We start from the raw sequence: 17,651 nt of genomic DNA, 5'->3' as shown, positions 1-17,651 counted from the left end.
CAAGGGCCCGGCGGGCGCACCCGGCGCCATCGGGCCGCGAGACCATGGACACGTCCCGCCTCCGCGGGCACACGAATTCCCCGCCACAACCCGCGTGACGGCCGAGCAGATCTGAGGACCCCGTGAGCGACCTCCCCTTCGGATTCTCCGTCCCGCCCGAGGAGCCCGAGGACGGCAAGGGCAAGCAGGACGACCAGGGCGACGCCGCCGCCGAGGGCGGGGGCGGCCAGGACGAGACCCCGCAGCAGCCCTTCGGCTTCGGCGCGGGCAACCCGCTCGGCGCGCTGTTCGGCATGGGCGGCGCCGGCGGCGACAACCCCTTCGGCGCGATGATGGGCAACCTCAACCCCAACGACCTCGGCGCGGCGTTCCAGCAGCTCGGCCAGATGCTGTCCTTCGACGGCGGCCCGGTGAACTGGGAGCTGGCGCAGAACATCGCCCGGCAGACGGTCGTCGCCGAGCCCGCCGAGGGCCGCAGCAAGGACCGCTCGGTCGGTGCGGCCGAGCGCACCGCGGTCGTCGAGGCCGTCCGCCTCGCCGAGCTGTGGTTGGACGCGGCCACCGAGTTCCCGTCCGGCTCGACCACCGCCGTGGCGTGGAGCCGCGCCGAGTGGATCGAGGCGACCCTGCCGGTCTGGAAGGACCTGGTCGACCCGGTCGCCGAGCGGGTCGGCAACGCCATGGGCGGCGTGCTGCCGCCGGAGATGCAGGCCATGGCCGGCCCGCTGATGGGCGTGATGCGCTCGATGGGCGGCGCCATGTTCGGCACCCAGATCGGGCAGGCGCTCGGCGCGCTCGCCGCCGAGGTGGTCGGCTCGACCGACGTCGGCCTGCCGCTCGCCCCGTCCGGCAAGGCCGCGCTGCTGCCGCAGAACATCGCCGAGTTCGGCGAGGGCCTGAGCGTGCCCGCCGACGAGGTGCGGCTCTACCTCGCCCTGCGCGAGGCCGCCCACCAGCGCCTCTTCGCCCACGTGCCGTGGCTGCGGGCGCACCTGTTCGGCGCGGTCGAGGCGTACGCGCGCGGCATCAAGGTCGACACCTCGCGGATGGAGGAGCTGGTCGGCCAGCTCGACCCGACCAACCCGGAGGCCCTCCAGGAGGCGCTGGCCGGCGGTCTGCTGCAGCCCGAGGACACCCCCGAGCAGAAGGCCGCCCTGGCCCGGCTGGAGACGGCGCTCGCCCTGGTCGAGGGCTGGGTGGACGCGGTCGTGCACGCCGCGGCCCAGCCGCACCTGCCGCAGGCCGCGGCGCTCCGCGAGACGCTGCGCCGGCGCCGCGCCACCGGCGGCCCGGCCGAGCAGACCTTCGCCACCCTGGTCGGGCTGGAGCTGCGCCCGCGCCGGCTGCGGGACGCCTCCCGGCTGTGGGCCTCGCTCGCCGACGCCCGCGGCATCGAGGGCCGCGACGCCCTCTGGGAGCACCCGGACATGCTGCCGACCGCCGCAGACCTGGACGACCCGGACGGCTTCGTGCACCGCGCCGAGGAGGGCGGCATCGACTTCGACGCCCTCGACAAGCTGCTCGGCGACGCCGCCCGCGGTGAGGACAAGCCCGGCACCGGTGGCACCGAGCGCGCCGAGGGCACCGACGAGGACAAGGACAACGGCAAGTGAGCGACGCCCTGCACCAGGACGCCGTCCGCACCCTCCAGGACTGGAAGTCCGCCGACCCCGGCCAGGACCAGCTGCGGCTCGACTACCTCGACCACCTGGCCGGCCACCCCGACGGGCTGATGCGGGCCTGCCTGCCCGCCCACATCACCGCCAGCGCGGTGGTGGTGGACCCGGCCGCCGGCCGGGTGCTGCTGACGCTCCACCCGAAGGTCGGCCGCTGGCTGCAGATGGGCGGCCACTGCGAGCCCGGCGACGACACGCTCGCCGGCGCCGCGTTGCGCGAGGCCACCGAGGAGTCCGGCATCGCCGGCCTGTCCCTGCTCACCGGCGTCGACGGCCGGCCGGTGCCGGTCAAGCTCGACCGCCACCAGGTGCGCTGCGCCGGCAAGGACCGCCCGGAGAACACCCACCTCGACGTGCAGTACGTGGCCGTCGCCCCGCCCGGGGCGCAGGAGCTGATCAGCGAGGAGTCGCTGGACCTGCGCTGGTTCGGCTTCGACGGGCTGCCCGAGCTCACCGACGGCTCGGTGCGCACCCTGGTCGGGATCGCCCGCGCCCTGGTCTGACCCGCTCCGCACACGAAGGCCCGCCCCCGCGCCCGACGGCGCACCGGGGGCGGGCCTTCGTCCCTGCCGCCGCGGCGTCAGCCGCGCGGCACCCGCTGCGGCGGCAGCAGCTCGCTGGGCTGCACGATCACGAAGCCGCTGCCGGTGAAGGCCAGCTCCCAGCCCTCCGTCGCGGTGCCGCGCCGGCGCCAGGCCTCGGTGTTGGTGCTCTGCGCCTGCAACTGCACCTCCAGGCCGGAGGACCAGCCGACCACCGCGTCGGCGTCGCCGTAGACGTAGCGGCCGGGCTCGACCGGCATCACCAGCGGTCGGCCGGAGGTCATCAGCACCAGGCCGCCGGTGCCCGAGACCTCCAGGCACCGGCTGCCGACGCCGGCGATCCGGTCGCCGTTCTCGATCGCGACGGTGTGCCAGTCCAGCGTGGTGTCGAGCGCCAGCACGTAGCTGTTGGTGACGACCAGGCGCTCCTGGCTCAGCTGCAGGACGTGCAGGTGCTGGGCCAGGTTGGCGAGGTAGACGGTGCCGGTGCCGGTGCAGCGCATCAGGTCGAGCGCGCCGGCGTCGCGCTGCCGGTTGCCCGCGCTGCCGCCGCCGCTGCGGTTGCCGCGGCGGTTGCCGGAGGGCGGCGTCCAGCCGGTGAAGTCCACCTTGCCGACGTGGGCGACCATCGCGCCGGTGCGGGCGAGCACCTCGGACCGGCCGTCCAGGGTGACCCGCAGCAGCTGCGGGTTCTGCAGCGCGAAGCGGTCGGTGCCGGTGCCGGCGGTGTGCGCCAGGAGGGGGCTCTGCACGAAGGGCTCCTCGAACTCGGTTCTCAGCCGCGGATCTTGAGACGGTCGCCGGTGTCCTCGCTGGGCTGCACCACGACGAAGCCGTGGCCCCGGAAACCGAGCTGCATCGCCTCGCCGCTGCCGCGGCCGATCAGCGATCCGACCTTGACCGTCCGGCGGGTGCGCACCTCCAGGCCGGTCGTCCAGGCGACCAGCGCGTCCGGATCGACGAAGGTCTCCGTCTCCGAGCAGTCCAGCACCACGGGCACCCCGCGGGAGGTGACGGAGACCCAGCCGCTGCCCGTCACGGTGACGTTGTAGAGGCCGGTACCGGCCAGCAGGGCCGGGCCGCGGACCTTCTCCACGGCGCAGCCCAGGGTGGCGTCCATGGCGAGCAGGTGCGCGCCGTTCACCGACAGGGACTCCTCGGCGAGCTGCACGTTGAGCACGTCGGCGCCGAGGTCGGCGAGGTAGAGCGTGCCGTCCCCCGTCCAGCGCAGCAGCGGGCTGCGTTCGCCGGACGCCCACTCGCCGAGCGCCCGGCGCAGCGACTGCGGCACCGGCTCGTACTGCAGGAAGCCGTCGTAGGCCACCATCGCGCCGGCCTTGGCGTAGACGTCGGCGGCGGACGTCAGCGCCACCCGGCACATCGCGGTGCCGTGGTTGCTCATCCGCGCCCCGGTGTCGGCGGCCCGGTACGCGTCGAGCCCGCCCCCGGAGAGGAACTGTGCCTGCATGACTCCTCCTGGACCTCAGACCTCGAACGGCTGGACGACGACGAAGTTCCCCGGGGCGCCGCGGAACTGCAGGCTGTACGACTCCGCCGCGTGCCCGGCGTAGGCGGAGCGGCGGATCCGCACCGGCGCGGTGGTGATCACCTGCGAGCCGCGGGACCAGGCGACCAGCGCCTGCACGTCGACGTACGTCTCCGGGGTCGGGGTGACCGGCAGCACCACCGGGGTGCCGTTGGTCTTCACCACCACCGTCCCGTGGCCGCTGAACTGCAGGGTGAAGAAGCCGCCGTTCGGCAGGCCCTCGCCCTCGATCCGGCGCACCTCGTGCTCCAGGCCGGCCTCGAAGGCCAGCACCCGGTCCGAGCCGACGCAGAAGGAGTCGCCCTCCAGGCGCACCACGTGCAGGTCGCAGGCCTCGTCGGCGAGGAAGACCTGCCCCTCGCCGGTGATCCGCATCAGCTTCAGCTGCTGGCCCGTCAGGTTGCCGACCAGGGTGCGCAGCATGCCGGAGCCCTCGTGCGCGAAGTCGGCCTTGCCCTGGTAGGCGACCATGCTGCCCTGCAGGGCCAGCACGTCCCTGCCCTTGGTCAGGCTGACCCGGACGAGCTTGTCGTTCTGCTTCACCCAGTCCTGGCCGGCCGCGGCGTCGCTGTACTTGGTCAGCTCCGCGTACTTGGTCAGCGAGATCCGCAGCCCGGCGGGCTGCGGCGGTGCCGCCGGCGCCGGCGGCACCGCCGCGGGCGGCACGGGCACGGCGAGCAGGGTCGCGTCCGGGTACGCCGCCGGCGGGGCGGCGGGCGCCGCGGGAACGGGGACGGGCACGGCGAGCAGCGTCGCGTCGGCGGACTGCTGCGGTGCGGGGACGGCGGCCGGCGGGGGCGGGGCCTGCTGCGGCACCGAGGCGGCCGGGGCTCCCGGGGCCGCCGGGGCCGCCGTGCTCGTGGGGGCGGCCTCGGCCGGTTCGTCCTCCAGGGCCTCGCCGCCGAAGTTCTCCAGCAGGGCGCGCAGTCCGCCGTCGAAGCCCTGCCCGACCGCGGCGAACCGCCACTCGCCGCCCCGGCGGTAGACGTCGGCCAGCATCACGGCCCGCTCGGTGGAGAACTCGGCGCCGGTGAAGCTGTACCGGCCGACCTCGGTGCCGCCGGCCACGATCCGCACGTAGCCGGAGGCCACCTGCGACATCTGCCCGTCGCCGTCGATGGTGGCGGTGAGCGCCAGCTTGTGGACGGCCTCCGGCACGGCTGGCAGCGCCACCGCGAAGGACTCCGAGTCGCCGCCCTGAGCGCCCAGCAGCCGGATCGACTGCTCGGGGCTGGCCGGCTGGTTGAAGAAGACGAAGTAGCGGTCGTCGCTGAGCCGTTCCTCGGCGTCCAGGCCGAAGCAGCTGATGTCGAAGGTCAGCCCCGGCCCCGCGATGTGCACCCCGAGGTAGAGCTCGGTGCTCGCGGTCAGCTCGCTGATCCGGACACGGGACGCCTTGACGAGTTCCCTGGACATGGCGCGGACCGGCCCCCTCCCGTACGGCTGCTGATCCCGGAGACCCTATCCCAGCGGCCCGCCCCGGCAGCAGCCCCGACCACAGCGGTTTCTCGTCGTCAGTCGCAGCCGTCGGGGTCCGCGGTTCCGTCCGCGGTCCGCTCCTCCGCCGTCGGCCCTCCGGCGGCGGCGTCCCCGGCGGTGCCCCCGCGGGCGCCCGGCAGGTGCGGCAGCCGGCCGGCGGCGGCCACCCCCTCCAGGTAGCCGCGGGCCCGCTCGGTGCGCGGGTAGGCCTCCAGCAGCGCCCAGAACCGCGGGCCGTGGTCCGCCACCAGCAGGTGCGCCAGCTCGTGCAGCAGCACGTAGTCGACCACGTAGCCGGGCATGCCCTGCAGCCGGTGGGAGAGCCGGATCGAGCCCTCGGCCGGGGTGCAGGAGCCCCAGCGGGAGTTCTGGTTGGTGACCCAGCGGACCCGGCGCGGCACCGCCCGGCCGCCCAGGTACTCCGCCGAGAGGTCCCGGGCGCGGGCCTCCAGCGCGTCGTCGCCGAGGGTGCGGCGGCTCTCCTGGCGGGCGAGCCGCTCGACCATCTGCGAGACCCAGCGCTGCTCCTCGGCCTTGGACATCCGGGCCGGGATCAGCACGACCGTGCGGTCGCCCTCGCGGTACGCGGAGACGGTGCGGCTGCGGCGGGTGCTGCGGCGGACCTCGACCGTCGACCGGTCGACCGCCGGCGGAGCCCCGGAGAGCGCCGTGGACGGCTCGGCGGCCGGCTCGGCGGACGGTCCGGGGGCCGTCCCCTGCTGCTCGGGGGGCTCCGCCTGCCGGGTGCGCCCGTGCGCACCCGCGGCCGCGGCGCCGGACCCGGAGGCGGCCCGGGTACGCCGGCGCGGCGAGGGGGATCGGGTGTCCGGTTCGGCCGCCATGACACCCGACGTTACCCGCAGGGTCGGACAGATCGGTGCCGTCGGGGCCGCCGGCCGGGTGCAGGGTCGGCGCACACCGGGCGAACGGAAGTTGTCCACAGGGTGTACGCACAGATGGTCGTACAAGCCGACCGGGCCTGTGGACAACATGTTTCACGGGCCTGTGCCGCCTCGGGCATCCTGCTGTCGGCGGGGTCACCCACCTGGCCCCGGCGCCCCTCCCGCGCCCGCACCCCGCCGCATCCGTTCGCCTCCACCGTCCGCCCGCACGCCCGCACCGGAGTGACGCCCATGCGCCCGATGCTCAAGCCCGGACTCGCCCGCCTCAGGCGGGACGAGCTGACCCTCCAGTTCGGCACCGTCCGCCGGTACGCCCGGCTGGTCGAGCAGGCCGACGCCGCCGTCGCGGCCTTCCTCGACCTCGTGGACGGCACCCGCGACACCCCGGAGCTGCTCGCGGCCGGCGAGCGGCTCGGCCTCGACCCCGGCCTGGCACGGGCCCTGCTCGACTCGCTGGCCGACGGCGAGCTGCTGGACGACGCCGAGGCCCTCGCGAGGGCGCTGGAGGGCTTCCCGCAGCCGCAGCGGGAGGTCCTGGGGCCGGATGCGGCGGGCCTCTCCCTCGTCCACCCCGAGCCGGGCGAGGCCGCCGAGGTGCTCGCCGCCCGCCGGCGGGCCCGGGTGGAGGTCCGCGGTGCCGGACGGGTCGGGGCGGCGCTGGCCGCCGTCCTGGCGGCGGGCGGCATCGGCGCCGTGACGGTGGCCGACGGCGGCCGGGTCGAACCGGGGGACTGCTCCCCCGCCGGGATCCCGCCCACCGACGTCGGACGGCTGCGCAGCACCGCGGCCCGGGAGGCCGTGCTGCGGGCCGCCGCGGCGGCCCCGGCCGAGCGGCACCGCCCCGCCCCGGTCGCGGCCGGGCCGCCCGCCCTGGTCGTCCTGGCGCCCCGCGACGGCGCCGGTGCCTGGACGGGCCGTGCCGTGGAGGCGCACGAGCTGGCCCGGGCGGGCGTGCCGCACCTCTACGTGGGCGTGCTGGAACACCTGGGCGTGGTCGGGCCGCTGGTGGTGCCCGGGTCGTCCGCGTGCGGCGGCTGCGCCGCGCTCACCCGGGCCGACGAGGACGAGGGCTGGCCCGGGCTGTTGGCCCAGCTGGAGGGCACCGGCGCGGGCCCGGTCCGCCGCCCCGCCTGCGACAGCGCGCTGGCCACCGCGGTCGCCGGGCTGGCCGCGCTGCACGCGCAGCTCTTCCTGGACGGGGTGCTGCCGCCGAGCGTGGACGGCTGGTGCGAGCTCTCCGCGGCGGACGGCATGGTGCGGCGGCTGAGGCTGCCCGCCCACCCCTCCTGCGGGTGCCAGTGGCCGGGCGGACGGCCACCGCTGGCCGTCCCGGGTGCGGGCGCGTGCTCGGGGGCGGGCCGGGGCGGGACATGACCGCTCCCGCGGCCGTCCGGACGGCTCCGACCGCGACCGGCACCTCCCAGGGGCGGCATTCGTCCGGGCCTGCACCCGCGACCGGATCCCACGCACACCTCGGACGGCTCCCCGATCGGCCGGCTCCCCGTCCGGACGGGGCTCTCCGTCCGGACGACTCCCCCGGCGGGCCGGTCCCTCGTTCGGGCGGCCGGTCGCCCGGGCAGTCCGCCGGGGCCTCCCCCGGGCGGGTGAACCCGTGCGGCCGGCCCGCCCCCGACGGCCCTCCGGTGGGCCATGGGGGTGAATCGTGCCGGGCGCGCCTCCCCCTCCGGTTGCGCGCCCGAATGCCAGTCCGGATGATTCGCCGGATCCGGGGTGCCGAGCGGGCACAATGGCGTGGTGACCACTGCCCGGCGGCAGGCCGTGTCCGGTGCTCCGCACCGGGCCGCCCCGGCGGGCGCGATCCGACTGGGAGGCCCCGGAGTGAGCGATCTTCCGCGCAAGGCCGTGACGCGGACGGCGCGGCTGGCGGCGCTGCCGCTCGGCTTCGCCACCCGTGCCACGCTCGGGCTGGGCAAGCGGCTGGGCGGCCGACCGGCCGAGGAGGTCACCGCCGAACTCCAGCAGCGCACCGCCGAGCAGCTGTTCTCGACGCTCGGTCAGCTCAAGGGCGGCGCCATGAAGTTCGGCCAGGCACTGTCCGTCTTCGAGTCGGCGCTGCCGGAGGACGTGGCTGGCCCCTACCGGGCCGCGCTGACGAAGCTCCAGGACTCGGCCCCGGCGATGCCGGCGGCCACCGTGCACCGGGTGATGGCGGAGCAGATCGGCGCGGACTGGCGGGACAGGTTCCGCAGCTTCGACGACCGGCCGGCCGCCGCGGCGTCCATCGGCCAGGTGCACCGTGCGGTCTGGCACGACGGCCGGTCGGTCGCCGTCAAGGTGCAGTACCCGGGCGCCGGGGACGCCCTGCTCAGCGACCTCGGCCAGCTGGCCCGGCTCGCCCGGGTGCTGGGCCCGCTGATCCCCGGGATGGACATGAAGCCGCTGATCGCCGAGATGCGGGCGCGGGTCGCGGAGGAGCTGGACTACGGCCTGGAGGCCGAGGCCCAGCGGGCCCACGCGGTCGAGTTCGCCGACGACCCGGACATCGCCGTGCCGCAGGTGGTCGACCGGTCCGGGCAGGTGCTGGTCACCGAGTGGATGGACGGCACGCCGCTGGCCCGGGTGATCGCCTCGGGCTCGCCGGAGGAGCGGGACCGGGCCGGCCAGCTGCTGGCCCGCTTCCTGTTCGCCGGGCCGAGCCGCACCGGCCTGCTGCACGCCGACCCGCACCCGGGCAACTTCAGGCTGCTGGGCGACGGCGGCCCGGTGGAGGAGCGGCGGCTCGGCGTCCTCGACTTCGGCACGGTGGACCGGCTGCCGGGCGGGCTGCCGGAGCCGATCGGCACCTCGCTGCGGCTCGCCCTGGCCGGGGAGGCCGGCGCCGTCTACGACCTGCTCCGCCAGGAGGGCTTCGTCCGGCCCACCATCACGCTGGACCCGGACGCGGTGCTGGACTACCTGCTGCCGATCATCGAGCCGACCCGGGTCGAGGAGTTCACCTTCACCCGGGACTGGATGCGCGCGCAGGCGGCCCGGATCGCCGATCCCCGCTCTCCCGCCTACAACCTCGGCAAGCAGCTCAACCTGCCGCCGTCGTACCTGCTGATCCACCGGGTGACGCTGAGCACGATCGGCGTGCTCTGCCAGCTGGGCGCGACCGTGCGGATGCACGAGGAACTGACCGCCTGGCTGCCGGGCTTCACCGACTGACGCACCGCAGGACGCGCCCACGCGCCGCGTCCGCACCCGCGAACGGCGACGGCCGCCCCCTTCCGCAGGGGGGCGGCCGTCGTTCGTCGTGTTCTGCCTGGTCCATGGACGGGCCGCGCCGTTCCCGGGATCGGGGGTCCCGGGGGTGGGGCGACGGTCCGTCACATCAGGGCGGCGGCAAGCGCCCTGCGGGCGCGCAGCGAGGCGATCTCGGCCTTCCGCCGGAGGCGGACGGCCCGTGCGACGCGCGCGCCGAGGCGTTGGCGCTCGGCCTCGCGGATGCGTTCGTGCATATGGGCGCGGGCCAGGGATTCCTGGAGGAGATGCATGTCGAAGTTCCTGTTCCGGATCTGGAGTTCGGCGTTCTGCTCGAAGCTGGCGGTGTGATCGGCGACGGGGGTCATGTGGTGGTCCTGCTCGTGGTGCGTGCTCGGGAAGGGGCGGTGGGCTCGGGCATCGGTCTTGGCGGCGGCGATGCGTACGGAGCGGCGCAGGGAGTTGTCCTGCGGGGGCTGCTCTCCCCGTCGGACTCCTGCGGTTCCGTGACCGGAGGACATGTCGGCGGTGATCACGCCATGACCTCGGTCTTGCGCGGACGGCCCCGCGGACGCTTGCGGGCCACGACCACGCCCTGCACGAAGAGCTCGCCGCCCCAGACGCCCCACGGCTCGCGCCGCTCCAGCGCGCCGGCCAGGCAGGCCTCCTTCACCGGGCAGGTGCCGCAGAGGGACTTGGCGTACTCGACGTCCGCCGGTGTCTCGGCGAAGAACACCTCCGGGTCGAAGGCGCGGCACGGGATGGTGCGGCCGAGGGCGTCGGCCTCGTCGAGCGAGTTGAGCTGCTGCATCAGGGAAACCTCCGGGGGGTCGGCCTGGTCGGCCTTGGTGAACTTGTCTGTCGGTACGGACGGGAGGGGCGGTGTGATGACCGTGGACACTTCTTCCTCGTCTTTTCTCAGTGGTTCCGGTCCTGGCGGCTGGTGGGCCGGACCGGAGGTCCCGGAGGACCTGGGTTCGTCTTGACGTACCGGACAAAACAGAAGGGCCGCGGATCCCGGTGGTGACGGGTTCCGCGGCCCTGGAGACCGACCTGAGGCTGACTCAGGTTCGTTCACTCCAGGGTGCTGGGCCGCGGAAGGCCCTCATCCGGATGGCCTGGGCGCCCGTGTGGGCGGCCTGGGCCTGGTTGATCAGCTGCTCGTCCTGCTTGGCTGCTCCGGCACCGGAGACGCGCACATAGCCGCCATGCATGGCTGCCACTGCCACTGCCTTCGGTGCCTGGGTCGGTCGCTCGTCGCGCAGCTCGAGGCCGCCGCCGAAGATCGCCCAGTCACGGGACAGACCCGTCTCGAAGGAATCGGCGCCGCCGAGGCCAGTGAAGCCGGAGCCACTGACAACGGAGACATCGGTGCCCTGGAGACCCAGCCCGTTTTCGGCCAGAACGACCACGCCGCGCAGACGCGAGGCGGCGGTCGAAGTGCCACGGGTGCCGAACATCGAGGGAGCGCACGCGGGCATGGCGAAAACGGTCTGGCCAGTCAGTTTGGTGATCATCTTCGTGGTTCCCACTGTCTTCGCCTCCTCTCGGCGTCTCGCGGTGCCCAGTCCCCCGGGCCCCGGTGTTCGGATGTTGGTCGGTCCTGCTGGTGAAGCTCTGTGATGCTCTGTGATGCTCTGTGATGCGTGGTGCTGCTGTGTGGAGCTGTGGTGGCCGGCGGATCCTTGCGGACCCCGGCCATGCTCGAACGGCACGCGGAAGGTGACCTTCCACGGCCTTGCGATCTCGTCCCCTTGACCGCTCCGGCAGGCTATTGCGCGCGGCGTACGGGGCGCAAACTATTTTTCCGGCGAGTTCCGGAGTGATCTCCGCGAGCGGCTCAGGCCGGCTCGGTCGGCTCCCCCACGAGCCCGTCCGCGGCCTCATCGGCGACCACGTCCACGAGCTCTTCCCCCGCGCACAACGACAGCACAGCGGCGCCGTACTTGTCCAGTTTCATGGCGCCCACCCCGGAGATCCGGGACAGTTCGCGCTCGTCCGCCGGGACGTCCTCGGCGATCGCCATCAGGGTCGCGTCGGTGAACACCACGTACGCCGGCGCGCCCTGCTTCTTCGCCTGGGCGGCCCGCCAGGCGCGCAGCCGCTCGTACAGGGCCTCGTCCATCGAGGAGGGGCAGCCCTCGCAGCGGCGCAGCTTGCGCTCGACCGCCTCGGTGAGGGTGCGGCCGCAGACCCGGCAGGTGACCGGCCCGCGCGGGGCGCGGCGGGAGGCCCGGGACTCCCCGTGCTCGACGCCGCCCCGCCCGCCGCGGGAGCCGGCCCGGGCGGTGCCGGAGCCGGGCCGCAGGCCGTCCAGGAAGCGGGTGGGGCGGCGGCTCGCCCGGCCGCCCGGGGAGCGCGAGAGCGCCCAGGAGAGCGACAGGTGCTGCCGTGCGCGGGTCACGCCCACGTAGAGCAGCCGGCGCTCCTCCTCGATCTGCTCGTCGGTCTTGGCGTAGATGATCGGCAGGGTGCCCTCGCTGAGGCCGACGAGGAAGACGGCGTCCCACTCCAGGCCCTTCGCGGCGTGCAGCGAGGCCAGCGTGACGCCCTCGACGGCGGGGGCGTGCTGGGCCGCGGCCCGGGCGTCGAGCTCGGCGACGTAGGCGGCGAGGTCGGTGCTCTCCCCCGCCCGGCGGCGGCCGGCCTCGAACTCCTCGGCGAGCCGGACGAGCGCGGCCAGCGACTCCCAGCGCTCGCGGACGGCGCCGGAGCCGGCCGGCGGGGCGGCGGTGAAGCCGCGGGTCGCGAGCACCGCGCGGACCTGGCCGGCCAGGTCGGGCTCGTCGGCGGTCAGCGGGTCGGAGGCGGCCCGGGCCGCGCCCTTGAGCAGCACGCCGGCCTCGCGGACCTCGGGCCGCTCGAAGAACCGCTCGGCGCCCTTCAGCTGGTAGGGCAGGCCGAGGTCGGAGAGGGCCTGCTCGTAGACCTCGGACTGGCCGTTGGTGCGGAACAGCACGGCGATCTCGCTGGCCCGCACCCCGCCGTCCAGCAGCTTGCGGATGCGGTGCGCGGTCGACTCCGCCTCGGTCGGCTCGTCCGGGTACTCCGTGTACTCCGGCTCGGGCCCGGCCTCGCGCTGCGAGACCAGCTCCAGCCGGTGCTGGGCGGCCTGTCCGCGGGCCTGGGCGAGCAGCCCGTTGGCGAGGTGCACCACCTGCGGGCTGGAGCGGTAGTCGCGCACCAGCTTCACCACGGTGGCGTCCGGGTGCCGGGTGCGGAAGTGCAGCAGGTACTCGGGGGTCGCGCCGGTGAAGGAGTAGATGGTCTGGCTGGCGTCGCCGACCACGCAGAGGCTGGCGCCGCCGGCCGTCCACTGGTCCAGCAGGCGCTGCTGGAGCGGGGAGACGTCCTGGTACTCGTCCACGGTGAAGTGCCGGTACTGGGCGCGGACCCGCTCGGCGATCTCCGGCCGGTCCTCCAGGATCGCGGCGGTCAGCAGCAGCACGTCCTCGAAGTCGATCACCCCGCGGTCGCGCTTGGTCTGCTCGTACGTCGCGTAGACCCGGGCGATCTCGGCCGGGTCGCGCGGGGCCTCGCGGCCGGTCTTGGCGACGGCGGCCGGGTAGTCGTCCGGCACGATCTGGGTGACCTTGCACCACTCGATCTCGCCGGTGAGGTCGCGCAGCTCGGTGCGCTGCACCCGCAGGCCGGTGCGGGCGGCGGCCTCGGCGACCAGCTGGACCTTGCGCTCCAGCAGCCGCGGCACCTCGCCGCCGACCGCCCGCGGCCAGAAGTACTGGAGCTGGCGCAGCGCCGCCGAGTGGAAGGTGCGGGCCTGCACGCCGTCCGCGCCGAGCTGGCGCAGCCGCCCGCGCATCTCGCCCGCGGCGCGGGCGGTGAAGGTGACGGCGAGGACCTGCTGGGGCTGGTAGACGCCGCTGCGCACGCCGTAGGCGATCCGGTGGGTGATCGCCCGGGTCTTGCCGGTGCCTGCGCCCGCGAGCACGCAGACGGGCCCGGTGAGGGCGGTGGCGACGGCGCGCTGCTCGGGGTCGAGTCCGGCGAGCACCGCGTCGGCGCCGGCGGGGGCGGCGCCGTAGGAGTCGTACGGGTCGTACGGGCCGGACATGCCCGAGAGCTCTTCCTGCATGGCTACCATCCTCTCAGCCCGGCGGGCGGTGCGGACCGGACCGCACATCCTGGCAGCCGGCGGTGACAGCGGCCGGGTTCTCCACAGGCCGCGGCGCCGCGGCCGGCCGCCGCGGTGCGACGATCGGTCCGCCGCCCGGCGTGTGGCCTTCCGCACGCGCCGGGCGCGTGCGGAATGACGGATGCACGTCGGGCGTTGGGATCCCTGACCGTACGCCCCCTCCCCGAAGGAGCACGCCGCCATGTCCGGCACCGTCACGATGTACAGCACGACCTGGTGCGGGTACTGCAACCGCCTCAAGAGCCAGCTTGAGCGCGAGGGCATTTCCTACACCGAGATCAACATCGAGCTGGACCCGGCCTCGGCGAGCTTCGTGGAGTCGGTGAACAACGGCAACCAGACCGTGCCGACCGTGCTGGTCGAGCCGAAGAGCGGCGGCGAGCAGGTCGTGATGACCAACCCGAGCCTGCGCCAGGTCCAGGCGGCGCTGGCCGGCTGACGGCGCACCGGAACGCAGGGGCGCACCGCACGCGTCCCGGCCCGGCCCCGGCGGAGACCCTCCGCCGTGGCCGGGCCGCGTTCCGGGCCGGTCGGGCCGCGTTCCGTCCGGACGCCCGGGCCGGTCAGGAGACGCCTGCCGCCGTACGGGCGGGCGCCATCGAGCCGGCCTGCGCCGTGCCGAGTCCGTAGAGCAGCCGGCAGCGGTCGGCCGCGTAGCGGGTCTCGACCACCCGGACGGGCCCGCGGGTGTCGCTGGTGACGCGGGTCTGCACCAGCAGCGGCACCCCGGGGCCGACCTCGAACCAGGCGGCCTCCTCCGGCCCCGGCATCCGGGCCACCAACCGGTCGGCGGCGGCGGACTCGCAGCGCCCGATCGCGGCGAGCACCGTCTCGTCGCCGCCGGGCACCGGCTCCGGCTCCATCAGCGGCGTCCCCGCGGCGAGGCCCGCCCGGTAGTGGCTCTCCTCGATCGAGTACGGCTCGCGGTCGGTGAGCCGCAGCTGCCGGCGGACGACCACGGCCTCCCCGGGCAGCATGCCGAGCAGTTCGGCGATGTCGGCGCGGGCGCGCACCACGAGCATCTCGAAGTCGCAGGTGAGCCGGCGGCCGGCGGCCAGGGCCTCCTCGGCGTAGACCTCGGAGGGGGCGGCCAGGCAGTCCTGGGGGCCGGCGGCCTGCCGCGGCGGCCCGAAGGCCCGGTGGTCCAGCATCGGCTGCTGCTTCAGGTAGGTGCCCTTGCCCTGGAGACGGACCAGCCGCCCCTCGTTGACCAGGACGTCGACCGCGAGGCGCACGGTGTTGCGGGCGACGCCGTAGTGGTGCTCCAACTCGGTCTCGACGGGCAGCTGCGCCCCGCCCTGCCATTCGCCGGCCTCGATCCGGCGGCGCAGGTCGGCGGCGAGGCGCTGGTACTTGGGGGCGGGCACTCCGGCTCGGGGGATCGTCACACCGGTGAATGTAGTCAGCCGGGTTCCTGCATTTCAGGGAAACGGGCCAAGAACGCCGTCCGGAGGTTTCGACCGGGCGCGAACCGCGCACACGGGCGCACTCCGCCGCAGGTGGGCGCCGGTCCGAACGGCTTCGGTCGGACTCCGTACGAATATTGCCGCCGGAACGGAAGCCGAATGAAAGAAAATGGATTCGGAAGCAGAAAGGGGCGCGCGAACAATGTCCGCACGCCCCTTTCCGGGCAGTGACCCCGGCGCGTCACCGGGGCACGTCACCCGGGGGCCGTCGGCCTACCAGCGGGCCGCCGCCGGCAGCGGCTCGCCGTACCAGAGCTCGACCAGGTGCCGGGCGATCGAGATCCCGGACGGCGGCAGGATCTCGCCCGCCGCCATGCCCGCCGCCAGCTCCTCGCGGGAGAACCAGCGGGCCTCGGCGAGTTCCTCGCCGTCCACGGTGATCGCGGTGCCGGCCGGGTCGGCCCGGCCGACGAAACCCAGCATCAGGCTGGACGGGAACGGCCAGGGCTGGCTCGCCACGTACTCGACGTCGGACACCCGCACGCCGGCCTCCTCGAAGACCTCGCGGGCGACCGCCTGCTCGATCGACTCGCCCGGCTCGACGAAGCCGGCCAGCGTGGACCAGCGGCCCTCCGGCCAGATCGCCTGACGCCCCAGCAGGCAGCGGTCCTGCTCGTCGGTGATCAGCATGATCACCGCCGGGTCGGTGCGCGGGTAGTGCTCGGCCGCGCAGGAGGTGCACCGGCGGACGTGCCCGGCGCCGGCCTTCTCGGTGCGGTGGCCGCAGCGCGAGCAGAAGCTGTGCAGCCGGTGCCAGTGCTCCAGGGCGACGGCGTGCACCAGCAGCCCGGCGTCCCGGTCCGAGAGCGAGGCGCCGACCTCGCGCAGCCCGGCCGGGCGGGCGTCGCCGTCCAGCCGGCCCGGCAGGCTCTCGCCGGCCAGCGCGAAGTAGGAGACGCCGTCCTCGTCGGTGCCGAGGTAGAAGCGGTCCCCGGTGTCCGGCGCCTCGAACGAGGGCAGCAGGACGAGCTCGCTGCCGAGCTCGGTGTCGACCACGAAGGCCTCGCCGCCGGCGATCGGCAGCACCTTGGTGGTCGGGTGGCTCCAGGCCGCGGCCAGCCACGGCTCGTCGAACCGGTGGTGCGCGGCACGGTCCACCCCGGCGCGGGCCAGGGCGAGGTGCCTGGTGTCAGACGCGCTGCTCAACTCGGTCCATCCCCGTTCGAAGTCGCATCTTCCGGATCGTCGTCACCCGGCTCACGGCCGGGTCCCGGCCAGCTCGCCCCACAGGTACGCCGAGGTCTCGACGCCTTTGCGCAGCAGGTCCAGCTCCACCTTCTCGTTGACGGAGTGCCAGCCGTCCGAGGGCACCGAGATGCCCAGGAACAGCACCGGCGCCCCGAGCACGTCCTGCAGGTCCGCGGCGGGGCCGGAGCCGCCCTCCCGGGTGAACAGGACCTTCTGCTCGAAGGCCCGGCCCATGGCCCGGACGACCGCCTGCAGCGCCGGGTGGTCCAGCGGCGTCAGACAGGGCCGGGTCGCGCCGGGGAAGGCGATCTCGTAGCGGATGCCCTCCGGCACCTGCTCGGCCACCCAGGCGCGCACGGCCTCCCGGACCTTCTCCACCTCCTGGCCGGCGACCAGCCGGAAGGAGAGCTTGAGGTGGGCCTCGGACGGCACGATCGTCTTGCCGCCGGGCCCGGTGTAGCCGCCCCAGACGCCGTTGACCTCGGCCGTCGGGCGGGCCCAGATCCGCTCCAGGGTGGAGTAGCCGGCCTCGCCCTGGGTGCCGTACGACTTGGCGACCCGCAGCCACTGCGCCTCGTCGAAGGGCAGCTCGGCGAAGAGCTCGCGCTCGCGGTCGGTCAGCTCGACCACCCCGTCGTAGAAGCCGGGGACGGCGACCCTGCGGTCCGCGTCGTGCAGGGCGGCGGCCAGCGAGGCGGCCACCTCGGCCGGGTTGGGCACGGCGCCGCCGAACGAGCCGGAGTGGATGTCGGTGTCCGGGCCGAAGAAGTCGATCTGACAGTCGGCCAGGCCGCGCATGCCGGTGCAGACGGTCGGCTGGGTCTCGGACCACATGCCGGTGTCCGAGATGACCACCACGTCGGCGGCGAGCCGCTCGGCCTCGCGGCGCACCAGGGCGGCGAAGTTCGGCGAGCCGGACTCCTCCTCGCCCTCGATCAGCAGCTTGAGGTTGACCGCCGGGGCGGTGCGGCCGGTGGCCGCGAGGTGGGCGCGCACCCCGAGGGTGTGGAAGAAGACCTGGCCCTTGTCGTCGGCCGCGCCGCGGGCGAACAGCCGCCGGCCGACCACGGTCGGGGTGAACGGCTCGGTCTCCCAGCCGTCCTCCTTCGCGGCCGGCTGCACGTCGTGGTGCCCGTAGACCAGCACGGTCGGCGCGGACGCGTCCCCGGAGGGCCACTCGGCGAACACCGCGGGCAGCCCGCCGGTCTCCCACACCTCGGCCACCGGGAAGCCGGTGCTGCGCAGCGCCCCGGCCAGCCACTCGGCCGAGCGGCGGACGTCGCCGGCCCGGTCCGGGTCGGCGGAGACGGAGGGGATGCTCAGCCAGTCGGAGAGTTCCCGCAGGAATGCGGGCTCGTGCTCGTCGATGTAGGAGCGGACGACGCTGTCCGGGGTTTTCGTCATACGGACGACTTTAGTTCGCCCGGACGGGTGCGCGCCCCGCCCCGGTGCAGCAGCCGCCCGTAACCTCGGTCACCTCCCGCGCCGGACGGGG

At 74.8% G+C, this 17,651-nt stretch carries 16 protein-coding genes; 5 read left to right on the top strand and 11 right to left on the bottom strand.

Annotation, left to right across the window (positions count from 1 at the left end; all coding sequences use genetic code 11):
- Nucleotides 1-122: 122 nt before the first annotated feature.
- A complete protein-coding gene (locus AB0442_RS04590) occupies nucleotides 123-1,613 on the top strand; it encodes a zinc-dependent metalloprotease (protein ID WP_366160566.1) in 1,491 nt (496 codons plus the stop codon).
- On the top strand, nucleotides 1,610-2,179 hold the full coding sequence (locus AB0442_RS04585) for an NUDIX hydrolase (RefSeq protein ID WP_363549251.1): 570 nt from the start codon (nucleotides 1,610-1,612) through the stop codon (nucleotides 2,177-2,179). Before AB0442_RS04590 ends, AB0442_RS04585 begins: the two co-directional genes overlap by 4 nt.
- A 77-nt stretch (nucleotides 2,180-2,256) precedes the next feature.
- On the opposite strand, the gene AB0442_RS04580 is transcribed toward AB0442_RS04585, so the two are convergent.
- From AB0442_RS04580 to AB0442_RS04565, 4 genes are all read right to left on the bottom strand, one after another.
- Nucleotides 2,257-2,970 carry an AIM24 family protein gene (locus tag AB0442_RS04580; protein WP_366160564.1) on the bottom strand — a complete coding sequence of 238 codons (714 nt, stop codon included), beginning with the start codon at nucleotides 2,968-2,970 and terminating at the stop codon, nucleotides 2,257-2,259.
- Nucleotides 2,971-2,993: 23 nt separating this feature from the next.
- The gene (locus AB0442_RS04575) at nucleotides 2,994-3,686 is read right to left on the bottom strand and encodes an AIM24 family protein (RefSeq protein WP_344625570.1); all 693 of its coding nucleotides are present in this window, start codon (nucleotides 3,684-3,686) and stop codon (nucleotides 2,994-2,996) included.
- A gap of 15 nt (nucleotides 3,687-3,701) precedes the next feature.
- Nucleotides 3,702-5,180, bottom strand: a complete 1,479-nt coding sequence (locus AB0442_RS04570) for a TerD family protein (protein ID WP_366160562.1) — start codon at nucleotides 5,178-5,180, stop codon at nucleotides 3,702-3,704.
- 98 nt (nucleotides 5,181-5,278) lie between these two features.
- Nucleotides 5,279-6,085 carry a M48 family metallopeptidase gene (locus AB0442_RS04565; protein ID WP_366160560.1) on the bottom strand — a complete coding sequence of 269 codons (807 nt, stop codon included), beginning with the start codon at nucleotides 6,083-6,085 and terminating at the stop codon, nucleotides 5,279-5,281.
- Between the two features lie 291 nt (nucleotides 6,086-6,376).
- Between AB0442_RS04565 and AB0442_RS04560 the strand changes: the two genes are divergently transcribed.
- Nucleotides 6,377-7,519, top strand: a complete 1,143-nt coding sequence (locus AB0442_RS04560; RefSeq protein WP_366160558.1) for a ThiF family adenylyltransferase — start codon at nucleotides 6,377-6,379, stop codon at nucleotides 7,517-7,519.
- Between the two features lie 465 nt (nucleotides 7,520-7,984).
- Nucleotides 7,985-9,313 carry an AarF/ABC1/UbiB kinase family protein gene (locus tag AB0442_RS04555; RefSeq protein ID WP_363549243.1) on the top strand — a complete coding sequence of 443 codons (1,329 nt, stop codon included), beginning with the start codon at nucleotides 7,985-7,987 and terminating at the stop codon, nucleotides 9,311-9,313.
- 161 nt (nucleotides 9,314-9,474) lie between these two features.
- On the opposite strand, the gene AB0442_RS04550 is transcribed toward AB0442_RS04555, so the two are convergent.
- The 4 genes from AB0442_RS04550 to AB0442_RS04535 all read right to left on the bottom strand — a co-directional run bounded on the left by AB0442_RS04550 (nucleotide 9,475) and on the right by AB0442_RS04535 (nucleotide 13,421).
- On the bottom strand, nucleotides 9,475-9,885 hold the full coding sequence (locus AB0442_RS04550) for a hypothetical protein (protein ID WP_366160555.1): 411 nt from the start codon (nucleotides 9,883-9,885) through the stop codon (nucleotides 9,475-9,477).
- Nucleotides 9,882-10,238 carry a WhiB family transcriptional regulator gene (locus AB0442_RS04545; protein ID WP_317634108.1) on the bottom strand — a complete coding sequence of 119 codons (357 nt, stop codon included), beginning with the start codon at nucleotides 10,236-10,238 and terminating at the stop codon, nucleotides 9,882-9,884. The genes AB0442_RS04550 and AB0442_RS04545 overlap by 4 nt, the downstream gene beginning before the upstream one ends.
- Before the next feature lie 175 nt (nucleotides 10,239-10,413).
- Nucleotides 10,414-10,866 carry a hypothetical protein gene (locus AB0442_RS04540; RefSeq protein WP_363549238.1) on the bottom strand — a complete coding sequence of 151 codons (453 nt, stop codon included), beginning with the start codon at nucleotides 10,864-10,866 and terminating at the stop codon, nucleotides 10,414-10,416.
- 323 nt (nucleotides 10,867-11,189) lie between these two features.
- The gene (locus AB0442_RS04535) at nucleotides 11,190-13,421 is read right to left on the bottom strand and encodes an ATP-dependent DNA helicase UvrD2 (RefSeq protein WP_366160717.1); all 2,232 of its coding nucleotides are present in this window, start codon (nucleotides 13,419-13,421) and stop codon (nucleotides 11,190-11,192) included.
- 262 nt (nucleotides 13,422-13,683) lie between these two features.
- On the opposite strand from AB0442_RS04535, the gene AB0442_RS04530 reads away from it, so the two are divergent.
- The gene (locus AB0442_RS04530) at nucleotides 13,684-13,941 is read left to right on the top strand and encodes a mycoredoxin (protein ID WP_030274906.1); all 258 of its coding nucleotides are present in this window, start codon (nucleotides 13,684-13,686) and stop codon (nucleotides 13,939-13,941) included.
- Nucleotides 13,942-14,065: 124 nt separating this feature from the next.
- Here AB0442_RS04530 and AB0442_RS04525 read toward each other — a convergent pair whose 3' ends face one another.
- From AB0442_RS04525 to AB0442_RS04515, 3 genes are all read right to left on the bottom strand, one after another.
- Nucleotides 14,066-14,890, bottom strand: coding sequence for a GntR family transcriptional regulator (locus AB0442_RS04525; RefSeq protein WP_366160553.1), 825 nt, complete (start codon nucleotides 14,888-14,890; stop codon nucleotides 14,066-14,068).
- 291 nt (nucleotides 14,891-15,181) lie between these two features.
- Nucleotides 15,182-16,114: an NAD(+) diphosphatase gene (gene nudC / locus AB0442_RS04520; RefSeq protein WP_363549233.1), complete on the bottom strand. Its 933-nt coding sequence runs from the start codon at nucleotides 16,112-16,114 to the stop codon at nucleotides 15,182-15,184.
- 51 nt (nucleotides 16,115-16,165) lie between these two features.
- Nucleotides 16,166-17,560 carry a dipeptidase gene (locus AB0442_RS04515; RefSeq protein WP_366160551.1) on the bottom strand — a complete coding sequence of 465 codons (1,395 nt, stop codon included), beginning with the start codon at nucleotides 17,558-17,560 and terminating at the stop codon, nucleotides 16,166-16,168.
- Between the last annotated feature and the right edge of the window lie 91 nt (nucleotides 17,561-17,651).

Origin of the sequence: Kitasatospora sp. NPDC085895 (genome assembly GCF_040702125.1) — a bacterium.
Classification (GTDB): Bacteria; Actinomycetota; Actinomycetes; order Streptomycetales; family Streptomycetaceae; genus Kitasatospora; species Kitasatospora arboriphila.
The sequence above is the reverse complement of the archived record's forward strand: the minus strand, read 5'-3'. Positions and strand labels throughout refer to the sequence as shown.